This is a genomic window from Pseudomonas sp. PSB11, assembly GCF_014596605.1.
Lineage (GTDB): Bacteria > Pseudomonadota > Gammaproteobacteria > Pseudomonadales > Pseudomonadaceae > Aquipseudomonas > Aquipseudomonas umsongensis.
The window spans coordinates 569,662-589,911 of the sequence record NZ_NOIO01000001.1 but is presented as its reverse complement, the minus strand read 5'-3'; the positions used below and the strand labels follow the sequence as shown (position 1 = coordinate 589,911).

General features: G+C 60.8%; 15 protein-coding genes. 12 read left to right on the top strand and 3 right to left on the bottom strand.

Features of this window, described 5'->3' with window-relative positions:
- Nucleotides 1–124 precede the first annotated feature (124 nt).
- The 3 genes from CGA21_RS02760 to CGA21_RS02750 all read left to right on the top strand — a co-directional run bounded on the left by CGA21_RS02760 (nucleotide 125) and on the right by CGA21_RS02750 (nucleotide 2,416).
- On the top strand, nucleotides 125–601 hold the full coding sequence (locus CGA21_RS02760; protein ID WP_110750404.1) for a thioesterase family protein: 477 nt from the start codon (nucleotides 125–127) through the stop codon (nucleotides 599–601).
- Nucleotides 602–613: 12 nt separating this feature from the next.
- Complete coding sequence (locus CGA21_RS02755) at nucleotides 614–1,777, top strand: gamma-butyrobetaine dioxygenase (protein WP_110750402.1); 1,164 nt, start codon at nucleotides 614–616, stop codon at nucleotides 1,775–1,777.
- Nucleotides 1,778–2,149: 372 nt separating this feature from the next.
- Complete coding sequence (locus CGA21_RS02750; RefSeq protein WP_110750400.1) at nucleotides 2,150–2,416, top strand: hypothetical protein; 267 nt, start codon at nucleotides 2,150–2,152, stop codon at nucleotides 2,414–2,416.
- Nucleotides 2,417–2,518: 102 nt separating this feature from the next.
- Here CGA21_RS02750 and CGA21_RS02745 read toward each other — a convergent pair whose 3' ends face one another.
- Nucleotides 2,519–3,622 (bottom strand): GlxA family transcriptional regulator, encoded by a 1,104-nt coding sequence (locus CGA21_RS02745; RefSeq protein ID WP_007975492.1) that lies wholly within the window; start codon nucleotides 3,620–3,622, stop codon nucleotides 2,519–2,521.
- Between the two features lie 526 nt (nucleotides 3,623–4,148).
- Entirely contained in the window at nucleotides 4,149–5,525 is a 1,377-nt protein-coding gene (locus tag CGA21_RS02740; protein ID WP_179056956.1) for an L-serine ammonia-lyase, read from the bottom strand.
- A gap of 438 nt (nucleotides 5,526–5,963) precedes the next feature.
- Between CGA21_RS02740 and CGA21_RS02735 the strand changes: the two genes are divergently transcribed.
- The 3 genes from CGA21_RS02735 (at nucleotide 5,964) to choV (ending at nucleotide 9,009) form a co-directional block, all read left to right on the top strand.
- Nucleotides 5,964–6,911: a choline ABC transporter substrate-binding protein gene (locus tag CGA21_RS02735; protein WP_020796088.1), complete on the top strand. Its 948-nt coding sequence runs from the start codon at nucleotides 5,964–5,966 to the stop codon at nucleotides 6,909–6,911.
- 77 nt (nucleotides 6,912–6,988) lie between these two features.
- Nucleotides 6,989–7,834 (top strand): choline ABC transporter permease subunit, encoded by an 846-nt coding sequence (choW, locus tag CGA21_RS02730; RefSeq protein WP_020796089.1) that lies wholly within the window; start codon nucleotides 6,989–6,991, stop codon nucleotides 7,832–7,834.
- The gene (gene choV / locus CGA21_RS02725) at nucleotides 7,831–9,009 is read left to right on the top strand and encodes a choline ABC transporter ATP-binding protein (RefSeq protein ID WP_020796090.1); all 1,179 of its coding nucleotides are present in this window, start codon (nucleotides 7,831–7,833) and stop codon (nucleotides 9,007–9,009) included. The genes choW and choV overlap by 4 nt, the downstream gene beginning before the upstream one ends.
- 194 nt (nucleotides 9,010–9,203) lie before the next feature.
- On the opposite strand, the gene CGA21_RS02720 is transcribed toward choV, so the two are convergent.
- Nucleotides 9,204–11,144 (bottom strand): BCCT family transporter, encoded by a 1,941-nt coding sequence (locus CGA21_RS02720; protein WP_238543155.1) that lies wholly within the window; start codon nucleotides 11,142–11,144, stop codon nucleotides 9,204–9,206.
- 379 nt (nucleotides 11,145–11,523) lie between these two features.
- Between CGA21_RS02720 and betI the strand changes: the two genes are divergently transcribed.
- The 6 genes from betI (at nucleotide 11,524) to mdtD (ending at nucleotide 20,168) form a co-directional block, all read left to right on the top strand.
- Complete coding sequence (gene betI / locus CGA21_RS02715; RefSeq protein WP_188263473.1) at nucleotides 11,524–12,117, top strand: transcriptional regulator BetI; 594 nt, start codon at nucleotides 11,524–11,526, stop codon at nucleotides 12,115–12,117.
- 62 nt (nucleotides 12,118–12,179) lie between these two features.
- Nucleotides 12,180–13,652, top strand: a complete 1,473-nt coding sequence (gene betB / locus CGA21_RS02710) for a betaine-aldehyde dehydrogenase (protein ID WP_188263472.1) — start codon at nucleotides 12,180–12,182, stop codon at nucleotides 13,650–13,652.
- Nucleotides 13,653–13,835: 183 nt separating this feature from the next.
- On the top strand, nucleotides 13,836–15,536 hold the full coding sequence (gene betA, locus CGA21_RS02705) for a choline dehydrogenase (RefSeq protein ID WP_110750392.1): 1,701 nt from the start codon (nucleotides 13,836–13,838) through the stop codon (nucleotides 15,534–15,536).
- A gap of 251 nt (nucleotides 15,537–15,787) precedes the next feature.
- Complete coding sequence (locus CGA21_RS02700; protein ID WP_110750390.1) at nucleotides 15,788–17,230, top strand: TldD/PmbA family protein; 1,443 nt, start codon at nucleotides 15,788–15,790, stop codon at nucleotides 17,228–17,230.
- Nucleotides 17,230–18,567 (top strand): TldD/PmbA family protein, encoded by a 1,338-nt coding sequence (locus tag CGA21_RS02695; protein ID WP_188263471.1) that lies wholly within the window; start codon nucleotides 17,230–17,232, stop codon nucleotides 18,565–18,567. Before CGA21_RS02700 ends, CGA21_RS02695 begins: the two co-directional genes overlap by 1 nt.
- Before the next feature lie 173 nt (nucleotides 18,568–18,740).
- Complete coding sequence (gene mdtD, locus CGA21_RS02690; protein ID WP_110750386.1) at nucleotides 18,741–20,168, top strand: multidrug transporter subunit MdtD; 1,428 nt, start codon at nucleotides 18,741–18,743, stop codon at nucleotides 20,166–20,168.
- The last annotated feature ends 82 nt before the right edge of the window (nucleotides 20,169–20,250 follow it).

Here is a 20,250-nt window from a genome sequence, read left to right as displayed (position 1 = left end):
AGGCCTGTAGTACCGGCCTCTTCGCGAGCAAGCCCGCTCCCACATTGGAATGCATCCACCCTGTGGGAGCGGGCTTGCTCGCGAATGCGGTAGTCCAGGTATCTAATCACTCGGATCAGTCACTATGCCCACCCTCACTACCTATCAAACCCGCATCATCCCCGACTGGGTCGACTACAACGGTCACCTGCGCGACGCGTTCTACCTGCTGATCTTCAGCTACGCCACCGACGCCCTGATGGACCGCCTCGGCATGGACAGCAGCAACCGCGAAGCCAGCGGCAACTCGCTGTTTACCCTGGAACTGCACCTCAACTACCTGCACGAAGTGAAGCTCGACGCCGAGGTCGAGGTGCACACGCAAATCATCGGCCACGACAGTAAACGCCTGCACCTCTACCACAGCCTGCACTTGGTGGGCGACGACAAGGAGCTGGCGGGCAACGAGCAAATGCTGTTGCACGTCGACCTCGCCGGACCACGCTCCACGCCATTCAGCGAGCAGACCCTGGGCCGGCTGCAAGCCATGGTCGCCGAACAGAGCGACCTGCCCGCCCCCGCCTGCATCGGCCGAGTGATCGCATTGCCGCCAAAAAAATAACAAGGAGATCCCATGAACACCGCCGCCGCTTTTGCCGATTTCCGTACTTATCCGCTGATCAGCGCGCTGACAGGCGTGCAGGCCATGGCCGATCGTATCCTGGTGACGTGGGCCGACAACCGCGTCAGTCCCTTCCACCACCCATGGCTGCGGGACAATTGCCCGTGTCCGCAGTGCGTCTACACGGTGACGCGCGAACAGGTGCTGGAAATCGTCGATGTGCCAGACAACCTGGCGCCTGTCCAAACCAGTGTCGACCCTGATGGTTGCCTGAACGTGCAGTGGCAGGATGGCCACCTCAGCCGCTTCGACCCTGGCTGGCTGCGGGCCCACGCCTATGACGACCAGTCCCGGGCCGAGCGTCTGGCAAGCAAGCCCAGGGCCAGGCTTTGGCACAGTGATATGCAGTTGCCGGTGTTTGATTATCAAGCACTGATGAACGACAACCAGGTGCTATTGCAATGGCTGTTGGCCGTGCGTGACACCGGCCTGACCCAGGTCCGTGGCGTACCCACCGAGCCTGGCTCGCTGAAGCTCGTCGCCCAGCGCATTTCCTTCATCCGCGAGAGCAATTTCGGCGTGCTGTTCAATGTGCAATCCAAGGCCGACGCCGACAGCAACGCCTACACCGCTTTCAACTTGCCACTACACAGCGACTTGCCGACGCGCGAGTTGCAACCGGGGCTGCAGTTCCTGCATTGCCTGGTCAACGATGCCGAGGGTGGCGAGAGTATTTTCGTCGACGGTTTTGCCATCGCCGAGGCGTTACGCCAGGAGGACCCCGAGTCGTTCCGTAGCCTGTGCGAAATCCCCGTGGAATTCCGCAATAAAGACCGCCACAGTGACTATCGTTGCCTGGCGCCGATCATCGCGCTGGATACCTTGGGGCGGGTCTCGGAAATCCGCATGGCGAACTTTCTGCGAGGACCGTTCGATGCATCGGTGGAGCAGATGCCCAGGCTCTATCACGCCTATCGCCGCTTCATAGCGATGACTCGCGAGCCTCGATTCAGGCTTATGCAAAGACTCAACCCTGGCGAACTCTGGTGCTTCGACAACCGCCGCACCCTGCACGCGCGCAACGCCTTCGATCCTGCCACTGGAGCACGGCATTTCCAGGGTTGTTATGTGGATCGGGATGAGTTGTTGTCGCGCATCCTCGTGCTACAGCGTTAAACCGCGTCATCGTTCTTCGCGAGCAAGCCCGCTCCCACAGGGGATTTGCGCATGACGCAGATCAAATGTGGGAGCGAGCCTGCTCGCGAAGGCGACTGTACAGACCACACAGAAACCACAGGCAAAAAAAAGCCCCGATCAAGCCGTGACAGGATCGAGGCAGAGGGTACTGTTGAGGAGCTGCCGTGGGAGGGTGACCAAACCCTCGTGAAGCAAGCTGGGTCCAGTGTGCCGACTCTCAGCGCAGGTAAATAGCACGAAAACGACCTGTTCATAGTCAATGCTGCCATAACGACAAATCGCCCTTGCCGCCACTGCGTGCCACTACCAGAATCGACCCACGACATCATTCCCAGAAGAAGGATTTGCGTCATGATGCACGCCGATTTGATAGACCAGGAAGACCTGTTGGGCCAGCTCAAGTCATTGGGTTTTCAAGTGCCGAGCGGCGCCACCGCCGAGCAGGCTTGCGAGTTTGCCGTGCGAGGTTTGAACAACGAACGGGCCATCGTGCTGCGCACCATGGTCAAGCAGATGTACACCAGCAGCGCGACAATCCTGCCGGCTGTGCGCCAGGCCATCGACAAGCAATTGCTGCCAGCCTTGGCGCAATACCAACAGAGCCACACCACCCGCTAAAACGCCTTCGCGAGCAAGCCCGCTCCCACATTCGACCACATCCCAATGTTGGAACTCGGTCAATGTGGGAGCGAGCCTGCTCGCGAATGAAGCGACTCGCTATTAGAGCCTTACGCTAGCGAAAGTCGACTCATTACGCGCCTGACTCAACGCCGACAACGGCCCGGACAACGGTGAAAGCACCAATGCCTGTGGCAGCGGCATCATTGCCACTTGCTGCGTGGTGTTGGACCCTACGCGCTCGTCGCGTGGCGGAATGCCGAAGTATTCGCGGTAGCACTTGGAGAAGTGCGGCGTGGACACGAAGCCACAGACCGACGCCACTTCGATGATCGACATTGGCGTTTGCTTGAGCAGTTGCCGAGCGCGGATCAAGCGCAGCTTCAGGTAGTACCGCGAAGGCGAGCAATGCAGGTACTTCTGGAACAGCCGCTCCAGCTGACGACGGGACACGGCGACGTACACCGCCAGTTCGTCGAGGTCGATCGGCTCTTCGAGGTTGGCTTCCATCAGTGCGACGATTTCCTGCAGTTTCGGCTGGTTGGTGCCGAGCATGTGCTTGAGCGGTACGCGCTGGTGATCCTGTTCGTTGCGGATGCGCTCGTAGACGAACATCTCCGAGATCGCGGCCGACAGTTCGCGCCCGTGATCGCGGCTGATCAGGTGCAGCATCATGTCCAGCGGCGCGGTGCCGCCGGAGCTGGTGAAACGGTTACGGTCGAGGGTGAACAGGCGGGTACTCATGGCCACCCGTGGAAACGCTTCCTGCATCGCCGCCAGGCATTCCCAGTGCACACTGCAATCGAAACCATCGAGCAGGCCGGCGCACGCCAGGGCCCAGCTGCCGGTGCACACCGCACCCAGGCGACGGGACTGCCGCGCCTGGCTCTGCAACCATGACACGTGTTCGCGGGTAACAGTGCGTTGAATACCGATACCGCCGCAGACAATCACGGTGTCCATTGGCGGGGCTTTGTGCATGGAGGCATCGGGGGTGATTTGCAGACCGTCACTGGCCCAGACTTGCCCGCCATCGACGGTGAGGGTGGTCCAACGATACAGCTCGCGACCGGACAGCTGGTTGGCCATACGCAGTGGCTCGACTGCGGATGCCAGGGAAATCAGCGTGAAATTGTCCAGTAACAAAAAGCCGATGGATTGTGGCGCACGGTTCTGGGGTTGGGCCCCGGAGTTGAACGTCGTCATCGCGGTATCTCCTCACACAAAGCGGGTGATGGCCTCAGGCGGAGGCTCTTGTTATTGCCATCGTTCTCGCGTGGGAGACGGGCTTTGTAATGACAGAGCAAATGCCATGCCTAAATTTGAATGCGCGTTCAATAACTCCTAAAAACGACGTCGGAATGTGTCTATATATGACGCGCAGGGAGTAAGGGTTATAAGTGCCATCAATGGCGGCAAGCGCTCTGCCCCGTTGCGTGTGAGCAAATCGGTAGCACTTGTGGGAACAGGGCTACAGGGAGCTCTGTAAGAGTGTCACCGCAGGCACGGGGTGACGGGCGGTCCGGGACGGGGCGGACCTGATTTTGAGGTCAGGTACTTATCTGTTAGCGACGCGCCAAAAGGTGGCGCGTTTTAAATCGGATGATCACTTTACGCGCAATTTTGACTGGTAGAGCCTCGTGTGTAGGAGCCGGCTTGCTGGCGATAAACGATTACGCGGCTTGACTGATTCACCGCGTCGCCTGAATCGCCAGCAAGCCGGCTCCTACACTCAGCACTCAACCGCGCTGACAGCCAACCCACCTCGCGACGTCTCTTTATACTTGTCATGCATATCGGCACCGGTATCGCGCATCGTGCGGATCACCCGGTCCAGGGAGATAAAGTGCTGGCCATCGCCGCGCAATGCCATCTGGGCCGCATTGATCGCCTTCACCGCGGCAATCGCATTGCGCTCGATGCACGGCACCTGTACCAGGCCGCCCACCGGGTCACACGTGAGCCCCAGGTTGTGCTCCAGGCCGATTTCCGCCGCGTTGCACAGTTGTTCCGGTGTGGCGCCCAGGATTTCTGCCAAGCCTGCCGCCGCCATGGCGCAGGCCGAGCCGACTTCGCCCTGGCAACCGACTTCGGCACCGGAGATCGAGGCGTTCTTCTTGCACAGAATCCCGACCGAAGCTGCGCCGAGCATGTAGTCGACGACATTGGCGTCGGTCACGTCCTCGCTGAACTTCATGAAGTAGTGCAGCACCGCCGGGATGATCCCGGCCGCGCCATTGGTCGGTGCCGTGACCATGCGCCCGCCGGCGGCGTTCTCTTCGTTGACCGCCAGGGCGAACAGGTTGACCCACTCCATGGCGCTCAGCGTCGAGCCGATCACGTTGGGCTTGTTCAGCTCCTGCAAGCTGCGATGCAATTTCGCCGCGCGACGGCGCACGTTCAGCCCGCCGGGCAGGATGCCCTCGTGCTTGAGGCCTTGCTCGACGCAATCCTGCATGGCGCGCCACAGGTGCATCAGGCCACTGCGGATTTCCTCTTCGCTGCGCCACACCTTCTCGTTGGCCATCATCAGTTCGGCCACGCGCAGGTTGTGCTTTTTACACAATTCCAGCAGCTCGGCGGCGCTGGAAAAATCGTACGGCAGTTCGGTGCGATCCATGTCGACCACCCCGCTGCTGGCTTGCGCCTCATCGACGACAAAACCGCCACCCACCGAATAGTAGGTGTCGCGATGCAACTCGCCGTCATCGCCCTCGACAATCAGGGTCATGGCATTGGGATGGAATGGCAGGTTTTCGTCGATCAGGCGCATGTCCCGAGCCCAGATGAACGGCACCGGCAGGCGGCCATCGAGTAACAGCGTGTCGGTTTCGCGCAGGGTGGCAATGCGGATGCCGATTTGCGACGGATCGATCGCGTCCGGCCACTCCCCCATCAAGCCCATGATCACCGCGTTGTCGCTGCCGTGGCCGATGCCGGTGGCCGACAGCGAACCAAAAAGCTGTACTTCGACACGCCGAACCTGCTCAAGCTGCCCGCGTTCGCGCAAGCCCTGCACGAACAGCGCCGCGGCCCGCATAGGCCCCACGGTGTGTGAACTGGAAGGGCCGATGCCGATTTTGAACAGGTCGAAAACACTGATAGCCATTACTGCCGGACTCCTGGATGTGCCAACTCCAGGCGCAGAAGCGCCCGGTGACGGAGCTGCTACGCTCAAGCTGCAATCCGTCGTGATGGCCGCATCATCAGGCTTTTATCCTGTCGTTCGACGTCTCACACCGACGCACTCATGTCCACGAACGCCGCGTGTCTTTCACGTCGTGTTTTCGCCGTTTTTTTGCGGCTCAGACGGACAAAAGAGGCTGAAAAAAGCTGTAAACGACGTCACCGACACTGGATGCGACCATCCCTGTACTGGTTACGACGCACCCTGTAGGCGTCAGATTTTCACTGGTACATGATCGTAACGACTCGATTGCAAGGCGCCGTGGTAGAGATGTCTCCAGAACGCCATCCAACCGCAACCTATAAGTGCGGTGGTTCCAGTCGGAAACTACTGCCAAAAAAAACACCAAGGAGTCCATCCATGAAAGGTTCCCCGTCGTTGTTGTTGGCCGCCCTGCTTAGTCTGCCGGTTATGGCGCAAGCCGCCGAACCGGCTCAATGCAGCACCGTAAACTTCTCCGATGTCGGCTGGACCGACATCACCGCAACGACCGCCACCACCAGCGTCGTGCTCAACGCCCTCGGCTACAAGACCAAGACCACCATGATTTCCGTGCCCGTGACCTACAAGTCCCTGGCCGACGGCAAGAACATGGACGTGTTCCTCGGTAACTGGATGCCGACCATGGAAAACGACATCAAGGCCTACCGCGATGCCGGCACCGTGGAAACCGTGCGCACCAACCTCAAGGGCGCCAAATACACCCTCGCCGTGCCACAAGCCCTGTACGACAAAGGGCTGCATGATTTTGCCGACATCGCCAAGTTCAAGAAGGAACTGGACGGCAAGATCTACGGCATCGAGCCCGGCAACGACGGCAACCGCCTGATCCAGAGCATGATCGACAAGAACGCCTTCGGCCTCAAGGACGCAGGCTTCAAGGTCGTCGAATCCAGCGAAGCGGGGATGCTCTCCCAGGTCGACCGCGCACAGAAACGCGACACCGCCGTGGTTTTCCTCGGCTGGGCGCCGCACCCTATGAACAAGCGCTTCAAGATTCAATACCTGACCGGCGGCGACGATTTCTTTGGCCCGGATTTCGGTGCTGCCACCGTGGCGACCAACACCCGCAAGGGTTACGCCGAGGAGTGCAGCAACGTGGGCCAACTGCTGAAAAACCTGGAGTTCACTGTCGACATGGAGAGCGAACTGATGGGCAACATCCTGGACGACAAGATGAAGCCTGACGCGGCCGCCAAGGCCTGGTTGAAAAAGAATCCACAGGTGCTCGATACCTGGCTCGCTGGCGTGACCACCATTGACGGTAAACCAGGCCTGGAGGCCGTGAAAGCCAAACTCGCGCCTTGAATCGGGGAGCATCGCTTATGCCGGGCGGCTCACGCCGTCCGGGCTGTTAATTTCCTTGCATGCGGACGTTCACTACCATGCTGATTGATCAGAAAATCCCTTTAGGCCAGCACATCGCGAGCTTTGTCGAATGGTTGACGCAACACGGCGCCAACACCTTCGACGCCATTGCCGTGACGCTGGAAACGATGATCCACGGCGTGACTTTCGCGCTGACCTGGTTCAACCCGCTGGCACTGATCGGCCTCATCGCCCTCCTGGCCCATTTCATCCAGCGCAAATGGGGGCTGACCGCTTTCGTCATCGCCTCCTTTCTGCTGATCCTCAACCTGGGGTACTGGCAGGAAACCATGGAGACCCTGGCCCAGGTGCTGTTTGCCACTTTGGTTTGCGTGGTCATCGGCGTGCCACTGGGCATCGTCGCGGCGCACAAGCCAATGTTCTACACTTTTATGCGTCCGGTACTCGATCTGATGCAGACCGTACCGACCTTCGTTTACCTCATTCCTACCCTGACCCTCTTCGGGCTGGGTGTGGTGCCAGGCCTGATCTCCACGGTGGTATTCGCCATCGCCGCGCCGATCCGCCTGACCTACCTGGGCATCCGCGATGTCCCGCAAGAACTGATGGACGCCGGCAAGGCCTTTGGCTGCTCGCGTCGCCAGCTACTGACACGGATCGAACTGCCCCACGCCATGCCGAGCATCGCGGCCGGCATCACCCAGTGCATCATGCTGTCGCTGTCGATGGTGGTGATTGCGGCACTGGTGGGCGCCGACGGACTAGGTAAACCGGTGGTCAACGCACTGAACACTGCTGATATCGCCCTGGGCTTCGAAGCGGGCCTGGCGATCGTACTGCTGGCGATCATGCTCGACCGTATCTGCAAACAACCCGACGCGAAAGTAGGGGGTGACGCATGAGCATAATTCGCTTCGAAGACGTCGACGTGATCTTCACCAAGGATCCACGCGAAGCACTGAAACTTCTCGATCAAGGCTTGACCCGTAGCGAGATCCTGAAAAAGACCGGGCAAATCGTTGGCGTCGAAAAGGCCAGCCTGGATATCGAAAAAGGTGAAATCTGCGTGCTGATGGGCCTGTCAGGCTCCGGTAAGTCCAGCCTGCTGCGTTGCATCAACGGTCTCAACACTGTCAGCCGTGGCAAGCTGTTCGTCGAGCACGAAGGCAAGCAGATCAACATCGCGTCCTGCTCCGCTGCCGAGCTGAAAATGATGCGCACCAAGCGCATTGCGATGGTGTTCCAGAAGTTCGCCCTGATGCCTTGGCTGACGGTGCGCGAGAACATCAGCTTCGGCCTGGAAATGCAGGGCCGTCCGGAGAAGGAACGCCGGAAACTGGTCGATGAAAAACTTGAGCTGGTGGGCCTGACCCAATGGCGCAACAAGAAACCCGATGAGCTGTCCGGTGGCATGCAGCAACGTGTGGGCCTGGCCCGTGCGCTGGCGATGGACGCCGACATCCTGCTGATGGACGAACCGTTCTCGGCACTCGACCCGCTGATCCGCCAGGGCCTGCAGGACGAACTGCTGGAGCTGCAACGCAAGCTGAGCAAGACCATTGTGTTCGTCAGCCACGACCTCGATGAAGCCCTGAAGCTCGGCAGCCGTATCGCAATCATGAAAGACGGCCGGATCATCCAGTACAGCAAGCCTGAAGAAATCGTCCTCAACCCTGCGGACGACTACGTGCGGACCTTCGTCGCCCACACCAACCCGCTGAACGTACTGTGCGGGCGCAGCTTGATGCGCACCCTGGACAACTGCAAGCGCATCAACGGCTCGGTGTGCCTCGATCCGGGCGGCGATTCGTGGCTTGACCTCGCCGAAGGCAACACCATCAAGGGCGCACGCCAGAACGGTGCGAGCCTGGACCTGCAGAACTGGATTCCAGGTCAGGCGGTCGAAGGCCTGGGCCGCCGGCCGACGCTGGTGGATTCCAACATCGGCATGCGCGACGCACTGCAGATTCGTTATCAGACCGGCAACAAACTGGTGTTGCACGACAACAACAAAGTGGTCGGGATTCTCGGCGACAGCGAGCTGTACCACGCGCTGCTCGGCAAGAACCTGGGCTAAGGCCACACACGCAAAAACGCCGCGAGAGATCGCGGCGTTTTTATTTGTGGGAAATCGGCTAATGCAGCATTGCGGCTGATGACCCCTTCGCGAGCAAGCCCGCTCCCACAGGGGAATGCATTCCAAATGTGGGAGCGGGCTTGCTCGCGAAGAAGGCGACGCGGTGTCACTGAAACACCGCATCACTTCACAACTCAGCTATACACCCGGCCAAGGAGCTGGCGATGGCTTTCAAACTGATCGAGCACGTCACGGGTGATCTGATCCTGGGTGAAGCCCATCAAGTCGTAGTCCTGGCTGCCGTTGTGCAAGTACACCTCGGCGCGGTAGTAACGCTGGCGCGCCTCATCGGACTGGGCTGACTCGGTTGGCGTAGCCAGATACCCGTCCAGGCTGACTTCGTAGACAAAAGGGTTACCCTCTTCCATCTCGACCCGCACGCCCATGCAGCGCTTGGACTTGCCCAGCAGCGTCTGCACTTCGAGGCCTTGAGCACGCATTTGCGTTGTCGCATCCTGCAATGCCGGGCTCACATGTTTATCCATGAAGCGTTGGACCACCGACTGGCTCGGCTGCAGGTCCAGCTGCGTCAAGCGCTCGCTGAAGCCACGACGACCGCGCGCTGCCAACTCCGCCTGCTCCTGTTCGATCTGCACGTCCTGGCGCATGGCCTTGTGCAAGCCGAACATGAAGAACACCAACACCACCGAGAACGGCAAGCCGGCCAGAACCACCATGGTTTGCATGGCTTCGAAGTTACCCGCGAACAGCAGGCCGATGGTCACCAGGGTGATCACCACCGACCAGAAGATTCGCAGCCAGTGCGGCGCATCTTCGTCGACGTTACCGCCCTTGCACGACAGGTTGGCCATCATCACCGCACCCGAATCCGCCGGCGTCAGGAACAACACGAAGCCCACGAAAATCGAGACACCGATCACCACTTTCGAGGCCGGGTAATGCTCCAGCAACTGGTAGATCGCCATGGACGGCTGCTCCAGCGCCGTCTTGCCGAGCTCCACCGCGCCGTGGTTCATCACCAGGTCCAGCGCCGAGTTGCCGAAGATCGACAGCCACGCCAGGGTGAAACCCAGCGGAATCAGGAGCACGCCAGCAACCATTTCACGCACCGTGCGACCACGGGAAATACGCGCGACGAACATGCCTACGAATGGGGCCCAGGAAATCCACCAGGCCCAGTAGAACAGGGTCCACAGGCCCAGCCAGCGGTCAGACTTCTCACTGTCGCCTTCGTACACATAAAGGTCGAAAGTCTTCAGCACCACACCGTTCAGGTAATCACCGACGTTCTGCACGAAGCCGTTGAGCAGGTGCAGGGTCGGGCCGAACAGCAGCACGAAAATCAACAGGCCGCTAAACAACACGATGTTGAGGTTGGACAGGCGGCGGATGCCGTTTTCCACGCCCGACACGGCAGCGATGGTCGCCACGGTGCTCATCACGATGATCACGATCAGCAGGTTGGTGTTGCTGTGCTCCATGCCGAACAGGTTTTCAAGCCCCGACGACACCTGCAGCGAACCAATCCCCAGGTTGGTCACCAGGCCCAGCAGGGTCACGAACATGCCAAAGCCGTCTACCGCATGACCGGCCGCACCCTTGACCCAGCGCTCACCCACCAGCGGATACAGCGCCGAACGCAGCGCCAGCGGCTGGTTGTGCCGGTAGGCAAAGTAAGCCACCGCCAGGCCAACCAAGGCGTAGATCGCCCAGCCGTGCAGGCCCCAGTGCAGGAACGTCAGCTGAACCGCCTGACGGGCGGCCAGGTTGCTGCCGGCCACGCCTTCGGGTGGGTTGAAATAGTGATCCAGCGGCTCGGACGCACCGAAGTACAGCAGCGAGATGCCGATACCCGAGGAGAACAGCATCCCCGCCCAGGCGCCGTAGCTGAAATCCGGGGTATCGTCCTTGCTGCCCAGTTTCAATTTGCCGTAGGACGAAAATGCCAGGCCGACGACGAAGATCAGGTAGGCGGCAATCACCACCATGTAGTACCAGCCGAAGCTGCGGGACAACCAGGCTTGCGCCGTACCGAGCAGTCTGCCGGCCTCTTGCGGGGCGATGATCAGAATGGCGGTCAACAACAGAATCAACGCGGTAGAGGTGTAGAACACCCAACCGTTGACCGTCACCTTCTCGGGTGGGGTCTTTATTAGCGAGGCAGAACTCATGGCACAGGTGCTCCGGGCAGTGCGAGAGAAGAACGCAAGACAAACGAGGTACCCGACCAATCGCTTAGTGGGCAGCCGACCAGCGGGTGATATAAAGACAACCCGATAAAGCTCGACCCCCCTTAACGCCGTGGCGCGTGGGTTTCGAGCAATTTCGGAAGTCGTTTTTTTCGCCGCTACGCGTAGGAAAAATCTGTAGGCAGCGACGATTTGTCGCAGATCTTATTCTTTGTTGATTGAACGTTCAATCAAAACAAAATAGACTGGCCCTCAAACCGATAGACGTCTTGCGTCTGCCGGAAGGCCTAAGGAGATGTGCAAGATGCCCAAGGTCGGTATGCAACCCATCCGTCGCCAGCAGTTGATCGAAGCCACCTTGCTGGCGGTCGACCAGGTCGGAATGGGGGACGCCAGCATTGCGCTGATCGCCCGTTTGGCCGGTGTCTCGAACGGCATCATCAGTCATTACTTTCAGGACAAAAACGGCCTGATCGCCGCCACCATGGGGTACCTGATGACCGTCCTGAGCGAGAACGTCACCGCGCGCCGATTGGCGCTGACAGATGACAGCCCGCGGGCGCATCTGCAGGTGATCATCGAAGGCAACTTCGACGCCAGCCAGGTCAACGGCCCGGCAATGAAAACCTGGTTGGCCTTCTGGGCAACCAGCATGCACCAGCCGTCTTTGCACAGGTTGCAGCGGATCAACGATCACCGCCTGTATTCCAACCTGTGCTGCCAGTTCCGCCGTGTGCTGCCGCTCCATGATGCGCGCAGTGCAGCCCGAGGCCTGGCAGCGTTGATCGACGGCTTGTGGTTGCGCGGTGCGCTGTCGGGAGACGCTTTCGACACCGAGCAGGCGCAACAGATCGCTTACGAATACATGGATATCCAACTGGCCAAGCAGGTGAGTTAGAGCACACATAGAACGCTCGACACCTGCACCGTGCCAATAACCAATGCACTTGCGAGGACTTTATGGCCCGTTTCGAACTGCAAAAACTCTACATCGATGGCGGCTACAGTGACGCTGGCAGCGATGCCACGTTTGAAGCCATCAACCCGGCTAACGGTGAAGTCCTCGCAAAAGTACAACGTGCGACCAAGGAAGACGTCGAGCGCGCCGTGGTCAGCGCCGAAAAGGGCCAGAAAATCTGGGCCGCGATGACCGCCATGGAGCGCTCGCGCATCCTGCGTCGCGCCGTGGACATCCTGCGCGAGCGCAACGATGAACTGGCCGCCCTGGAAACCCTGGACACCGGCAAGGCGTACTCCGAAACCCGCTACGTCGACATCGTCACCGGCGCCGACGTGCTGGAATACTACGCAGGCCTGGTACCCGCCATCGAAGGCGAGCAGATCCCTTTGCGTACAACTTCGTTCGTCTACACCCGTCGCGAGCCACTGGGCGTCGTGGCCGGTATCGGCGCGTGGAACTACCCGATCCAGATCGCCCTGTGGAAATCCGCACCGGCCCTGGCCGCCGGTAACGCGATGATCTTCAAGCCAAGCGAAGTCACCTCGCTGACCACCCTGAAGCTGGCCGAGATCTACACCGAAGCCGGCCTGCCAGCGGGTGTATTCAACGTCCTGACCGGCAGCGGCCGTGAAGTCGGCACCTGGCTGACCGAGCACCCGCGCATCGAGAAAGTCTCCTTCACCGGCGGCACCGACACCGGCAAGAAAGTCATGGCCAGCGCTTCGAGCTCTTCGCTCAAGGACGTGACCATGGAACTGGGTGGCAAGTCGCCGCTGATCATCTGCGACGACGCCGACCTTGACCGCGCTGCCGATACCGCGATGATGGCCAACTTCTACAGCTCCGGCCAGGTCTGCACCAACGGGACTCGCGTGTTCGTACCGGCGCACCTCAAAGCCGCCTTCGAAGCCAAGATCGTTGAACGTGTTGCGCGCATCCGCGTCGGCAATCCGGAAGATGAAAACACCAACTTCGGCCCGCTGGTCAGCTTCGCCCACATGGAAAGCGTGCTGGGCTATATCGCCAAGGGCAAGGAAGAAGGTGCCCGCCTGCTGTGCGGCGGCGAGCGCCTGACTGAAGTCGAATTCGCCAAGGGCGCGTTCGTCGCACCGACCGTGTTCACCGACTGCACCGATGACATGACCATCGTGCGCGAAGAAATCTTTGGCCCGGTGATGGCGATCCTCACCTACGAGACCGAAGAAGAAGTGATCCGCCGCGCCAACGACACCGACTTCGGCCTGGCCGCCGGTATCGTCACCCGGGACCTGAACCGCGCTCACCGCGTGATTCACCAGTTGGAAGCCGGTATCTGCTGGATCAACGCCTGGGGCGAGTCCGACGCGAAGATGCCGGTCGGCGGCTACAAGCAGTCGGGTGTTGGCCGTGAGAACGGCATCAGCTCGCTGAACAACTTCACCCGCATCAAATCGGTACAGGTCGAGCTGGGCGATTACGTCTCGGTGTTCTAAGACCCGAGACCTGTATTGCTCGCGAGGGCCTCTTCGCGAGCAAGCCCGCTCCCACAAGGGGCCAGAGGTGGACACAGATCCTGTGTACACCACAGATCAAATGTGGGAGCGGGCTTTCTCGCGAATCGAGTGCGCAGCACTTGCCGTGGCCTGACCTGACCAACTTCCAAGAGGGTGCATTCAATGTCCCAAGAATTCGATTACATCATCATCGGTGCCGGCTCGGCCGGTAACACCCTGGCGACCCGTCTGACTGAAGACGAAGGCGTCACCGTCCTGCTGCTCGAAGCCGGCGGCCCGGACTACCGCATGGACTTCCGTACGCAGATGCCGGCCGCCCTGGCGTTCCCGCTGCAAGGCCGTCGCTACAACTGGGCCTACGAAACCGATCCAGAACCGCACATGGACGGTCGCCGGATGGAATGCGGCCGCGGCAAGGGCCTCGGCGGCTCCTCGCTGATCAACGGCATGTGCTACATCCGTGGCAACGCCATGGATTACGACGGCTGGGCAAAACTGCCAGGTCTTGAGGACTGGTCGTACCTGGACTGCCTGCCGTATTTCCGCAAGGCGGAAACCCGCGACATCGGCCCGAACGACTACCACGGTGGCGACGGCCCGGTCAGCGTGACCACGCCGAAAGCCGGCAACAACCCGCTGTTCCACGCCATGGTCGAAGCGGGCGTACAGGCCGGTTATCCACGCACCGAAGACTTGAACGGCTACCAGCAAGAAGGCTTCGGCCCGATGGACCGCACCGTGACGCCCAAAGGCCGTCGTGCCTCCACCGCCCGCGGTTACCTGGACATCGCCAAGAAGCGTTCGACCCTGACCATCGTCACCCACGCCCTGACCGACAAGATCCTGTTCGAAGGCAAGCGTGCGGTCGGCGTGCGCTACCTGGTTGGCTCCGCCGAAGAGCGTGTTGAAGCCAAGGCCCGCAAGGAAGTGCTGCTGTGCTCCGGCGCCATCGCTTCGCCGCAGATCCTGCAACGCTCCGGCGTTGGCCCGGCCGAACTGCTGAAAAAGCTCGACATTCCAGTGGTCCACGACCTGCCGGGCGTCGGTGAAAACCTGCAGGATCACCTTGAGTTGTACTTGCAGTACGCGTGCACTCAACCCGTCTCGCTGTACCCGTCGCTGCTCTGGTACAACCAGCCGGCGATCGGTGCCGAATGGCTGTTCAACGGCACCGGCATCGGTGCCAGCAACCAGTTTGAAGCCGGCGGTTTCATCCGTACCCGTCCGGAATTCGAATGGCCGAACATTCAGTATCACTTCCTGCCGGTAGCGATTAACTACAACGGCAGCAACGGTGTGAAAGAACACGGTTTCCAGGCACACATGGGCTCCATGCGTTCGCCAAGCCGCGGGCGCATCCAGGCCAAGTCCAAGGACCCGCGCCAGCACCCGAGCATCCTGTTCAACTACATGGCCACCGAGCAGGACTGGCAGGAGTTCCGCGACGGCATCCGCCTGACCCGTGAAATCATGCAGCAACCGGCACTGGACGCCTTCCGCGGGCGCGAAATCAGCCCGGGCATCGAAGTGCAAACCGATGAGCAGCTGGACAAGTTCATCCGCGAGCACGCCGAAACCGCGTTCCACCCGTCTTGCTCGTGCAAGATGGGCACCGACGAGATGGCCGTGGTCGATGGCGAGGGTCGTGTGCATGGCATGCAAGGCCTGCGCGTGGTCGATGCCTCGATCATGCCGATCATCACCACCGGCAACCTGAACGCGCCAACGATCATGATGGCCGAGAAAATCGCCGACAAGATCCGTGGTCGCAAGCCATTGCCGCGCAGCAACGCCAAGTACTACGTAGCAGGCGATGCGCCGGTGAAGGGCAAGCCAGTGCGGGAAGTCAGCCAGCCCGCGTAAGGCATAACACCGCGTCACGGCTATTCGCGAGCAAGCCCGCTCCCACATTGATCTCCAGCGGACACAGATTTTGTGTACACCACGATCAAATGTGGGAGCGGGCTTGCTCGCGAAGGGGCCTGATGAAACAACACATCCTTCCAACCCTTCCCTTGATCCATCCCCCATGCAGGCCTACTCTAGTGCCGCGCAATCGTTTCATCCCCTCGCTGCACCGCTGCACCGCCACTCCATACCAAGGAGGTTCCCGAATGTTCGATTTCCACCCTCAGCTCAAGCAGCGCTTTGCTGCCTTGCGCACGGGCGCCGAATTCTTTTCCCTGCGTTATGTGCGCGAGTCCGGCCAGTACCTGTCGGTGCGCAAGAACGTCGCCGAACCGCCAAGCCTGAGCCGCGACGAAGGCGCGATGCTGACCGTGCGTGTCAATGGCGTCGAAGCCTATGCAGCCACCAATGACCTGTCGCAACAGGGCCTGCAAGCCGCCCTCGAACGCGCCGAACATCAGGCGCGCCGACTCAAGCCGCACGCGTTGCTGGACCTTCGTGAACAAGCCGTCTCCAGCGACCGCGCCGATTATTTCTCGCCGAATCTCGACCAGCCCTTCCCGCCCCTGGGAGACTGCTACCAGTTGCTGGGTGCCGAATCCGCCGCCGTGCCCAAGGACGAGCGCCTGGTGAGCTGGCAGGTCAGCCTCGGCATCACCCACGTCGAGCAGATCTACCTCAACAGCGCCGGCGCCGAACTGCGCCAGGCCCAGCGATTCGTCTACCCGGGTCTCGATGTCACCGCCTACGACGGTAACGACAGCCAGACCCGCAGCCTGGGTCGCGAGAATTTCGGCCAGCAGGGTGGCGCGGATGTGATCAGTCGCTGCGGCCTGGTCGGTGCTGGCCCGCTGGTCGCCGACCAGGCGCTGCAACTGCTGCTGGCACCGAACACGCCGCAAGGCCCACGCGATCTGCTGCTGATGCCCGACCAGATGATGCTGCAAATCCACGAATCCATCGGCCATCCGTTGGAACTGGACCGCATCCTCGGCGACGAACGCAATTACGCTGGCACCAGTTTCGTCAAGGCAGAAGACTTTGGCCGCCTGCAATACGGCTCCAAACTTCTCAACGTGACCTTCGATCCCGACATACCCGAACAGCTCGCCAGCTATGGCCATGACGACGACGGCACGGCCGCCAGCAAACAGTTCCTGATTCGCGAAGGCCTGTTGCTGCGCCCCTTGGGCGGTGCACTCTCGCAATTTCGCGCGGGCCTGGACGGTGTCGCCAACAGCCGTGCCTGCGGTTGGAACCGCCCGCCGATCGACCGCATGGCCAACCTCAATATCGAGCCTGGCGACCAGCCGCTTGCGCAACTGATCGGCAACATCGAGCACGGCATCCTGATGAGCACCAACCGCTCGTGGTCCATTGATGATGCGCGCAACAAATTCCAGTTCGGTTGCGAATGGGGTCAGTTGATCGAAAACGGCGAATTAAAGGGCGTGGTGAAGAACCCGAATTACCGGGCGATTTCCGCGCAGTTCTGGAAAAGCCTCAGCGCGGTCGGCGATGCCAGCACCTTCAAGGTCCTGGGTACGCCCAACTGCGGCAAGGGCGAACCAAACCAGGTGATTCGCGTCGGCCATGCCTCGCCGGCCTGCGTATTCAGCAACGTTGATGTTTTTGGGGGAGACAGCTGATGACTACGTCGAAAGCCCAGGCCGATTCGTTCAAGGCTTTGATCGCCCGATTGCGCGAAGCGTTACGCGAACCGGAACAGTTCACACTGAGCTACGCCGCCGAATCATCGGCCTTCGTGCGTTTCAACCACGCCAAGGTGCGTCAGGCCGGACAGGTGCAACAGGCCAGCATCGGTTTGAAATTGATCAACGATGGCCGCCACGCCGACCTGCAAATCACCTTGGCAGGCGACCCTGCAGTCGACCATGAGCGTCTGGCCGAAGGTCTGCAACAACTGCGCGAAACCTTGCCTTTGTTGCCCCAGGACCCGTACCTGCTGCTCAATCACAACGGTTGGCAAAGCCAGAACGTGCAGGAGCACCCGCTACCGGACACCGAGCAAGTGGTCGGCGAAATAACCCGGGCCGCCGAAGGCCTGGACCTGGTGGGGTTCTATGCGGCAGGGCCGATCAGCCGCGGTTTCGCCAGTTCCGCCGGGGCCTTCGGCTGGCATCAGGCCAACAGTTTCAACTTCGATTTCAGCCTGTTCCATGAAAACGGCCAAGCGGTCAAGGCCAGTTATGCCGGGCACGACTGGAACACCGAAGGCTTTGCCAGACGCTTTCAGCAGGCACGTGAACAGCTGGAATACCTGGGACGGCCGCTGCGCACTTTGGCGCCGGGCCAGTACCGTGCCTACCTGGCACCCGCTGCGCTGGAGGAAATCATGGGCATGCTGTGCTGGGGCGGTTTTTCGGCGCAGTCGATTGCCAGCAAAAGCAGTCCGCTGCAAAAGCTCTACGGGGGTGATCAAGCATTCAGCCCGTTGGTCTCGCTGGACGAAAAAGTCAGCGGTTCGCTGAGCCCGGCGTTCTCCGACGAAGGTTATCCGCGCAGCGACCTTGGATTAATCGTCGAGGGCAAGGCCGGCGCGCAACTCGTGGGTTCACGCAGCGCCGCGGAATACGGATTGACCGCCAACGGCGCCAGTGGTGGAGAGTCGCCAACGGCCCTGAACATGCAGGCCGGGGATTTGCCTGAAGCACAAATCCTCCAGCAACTCGGTACCGGCTTGTACATCAGCAACCTGTGGTACCTGAACTTCTCGGATCAACCGGCAGCACGCCTGACCGGCATGACGCGGTTTGCGACCTTCTGGGTCGAAGATGGCAAGATCCAGGCTCCGGTCAGCACCATGCGTTTCGATGACAGCGCCTACAGTCTGCTGGGCTCACAACTGGAAGCGCTGACCGCGGAGCGCGAATTGCTACTGTCGGCGAGCACCTACAGCCAGCGGGCGACAGCTTCGGCGTTGTTGCCGGGGGCGCTTGTCAGCCGGTTGACCTTGACCCTGTAAACACAAATCCCCAGCACACAGGGCAACCCTGTGGGAGCGGGCTTGCTCGCGAAGGCGGTGGGTCAGTCAACATTGATGTTGAACGTGATGACCTCTTCGCGAGCAAGCCCGCTCCCACAGGGACTGCGACCGACAATGGCCTTGCATTAACAACTTCAACTACAAGAGGTCCCATGCCCAACCGCCCGCCTCTCGATCCTGCCACCGCCCGCTGGGTGCCCTGGGTCGTCGCCATTGCCTTCTTCATGCAGTCCCTGGACGGGACGATCCTCAACACCGCCCTGCCCGCCATGGCCCGCGACCTGGCGGAAGATCCCCTGCGCATGCAGGGCGTAATCATTGCCTACATGCTCACGGTCGCCTTGCTGATCCCCGCCTCGGGCTGGATCGCCGACCGCTTCGGCACCCGCAAAATCTTCTTCGGCGCCATCTTGCTGTTCAGCCTCGGCTCGTTGCTCTGTGCAATGTCGAACACGCTGAGCATGCTGATCGGCGCCCGGGTTATCCAGGGGTTGGGCGGCGCACTGATGTTGCCGGTCGGGCGATTGGTGGTGCTGCGTGCCTACCCGCGCTCGGAACTGGTGCGGATCATGGGCTTCATCACCATCCCCGGCCTGCTCGGGCCGTTGATCGGCCCGACCATGGGTGGCTGGATGGTGGAATACCTGACCTGGCACTGGATCTTCCTGATCAACCTGCCGGTGGGATTGGTGGGCTGCTACGCCGTGTGGAAATTCATCCCGGACCTGCGCGGCTCCGAGCGTACCCGCTTCGACAGCCTGGGTTTCCTGCTGTTCGGCGCGGCGATGATCCTGATCACCATCGCCATGGAAGGCCTGGGCGAACTGCACCTGCCGCACCTGCGGGTGATGCTGCTGCTGTTCGGCGGCATGGCTTGCCTGGCAGCCTACTGGCTGCGCGCCGGCCACGTTGATAATCCGCTGTTTGCGCCGTCGCTGTTCAAGACCCGGACTTTTGCCGTCGGCATTCTCGGCAACCTCTTCGCCCGGCTCGGCAGTGGCGCCCTGCCGTTCCTCGTGCCGCTGCTGCTGCAAGTGGCGCTGGGTTATTCACCGTCCCAGGCCGGGATGAGCATGCTGCCACTGGCGGCCGCCGCGATGATCGCCAAGGGGGTGGCGCGACCGCTGATCGAACGCCTGGGCTACCGCATCGTGCTGACCGGAAACACGCTGGCGCTGGGGATCATGCTGGCGAGCATGGGCCTGGTCAGCGAACAGACACCGTACTGGCTGCTGTTGTGCCTGCTGGCCGTCCTGGGGGCGATCAACTCCTTGCAGTTCACCGCGATGAACACCGTGACCCTGATCGATCTCGACGACGCCAGTGCCAGCAGCGGCAATAGCCTGCTGTCGGTGGTGGCGCAATTGTCCCTGAGCCTGGGTGTGGCCTGCGCCGGCGCATTGCTCGGCGGTTTCACGGCGGGGATCGGCAATGACGGCGTGGAGACGGTGCTGGGCGCGTTCCAACTGACGTTTGTGACCGTCGGAATCATGGCCATGCTGGCGGCAGCGATCTTCTCCCAGCTCTCAAAGGAAGACGGACGGCGCGTCAAGCGTCCGGAAGAGCACATCGAACCTTAGGGCGAATGGCCATCGGACTGGTACACTGCGCGACATTTTGTTTTGCAGGCCAGTCCCGTGACCACCATCGCCACCGAATTTA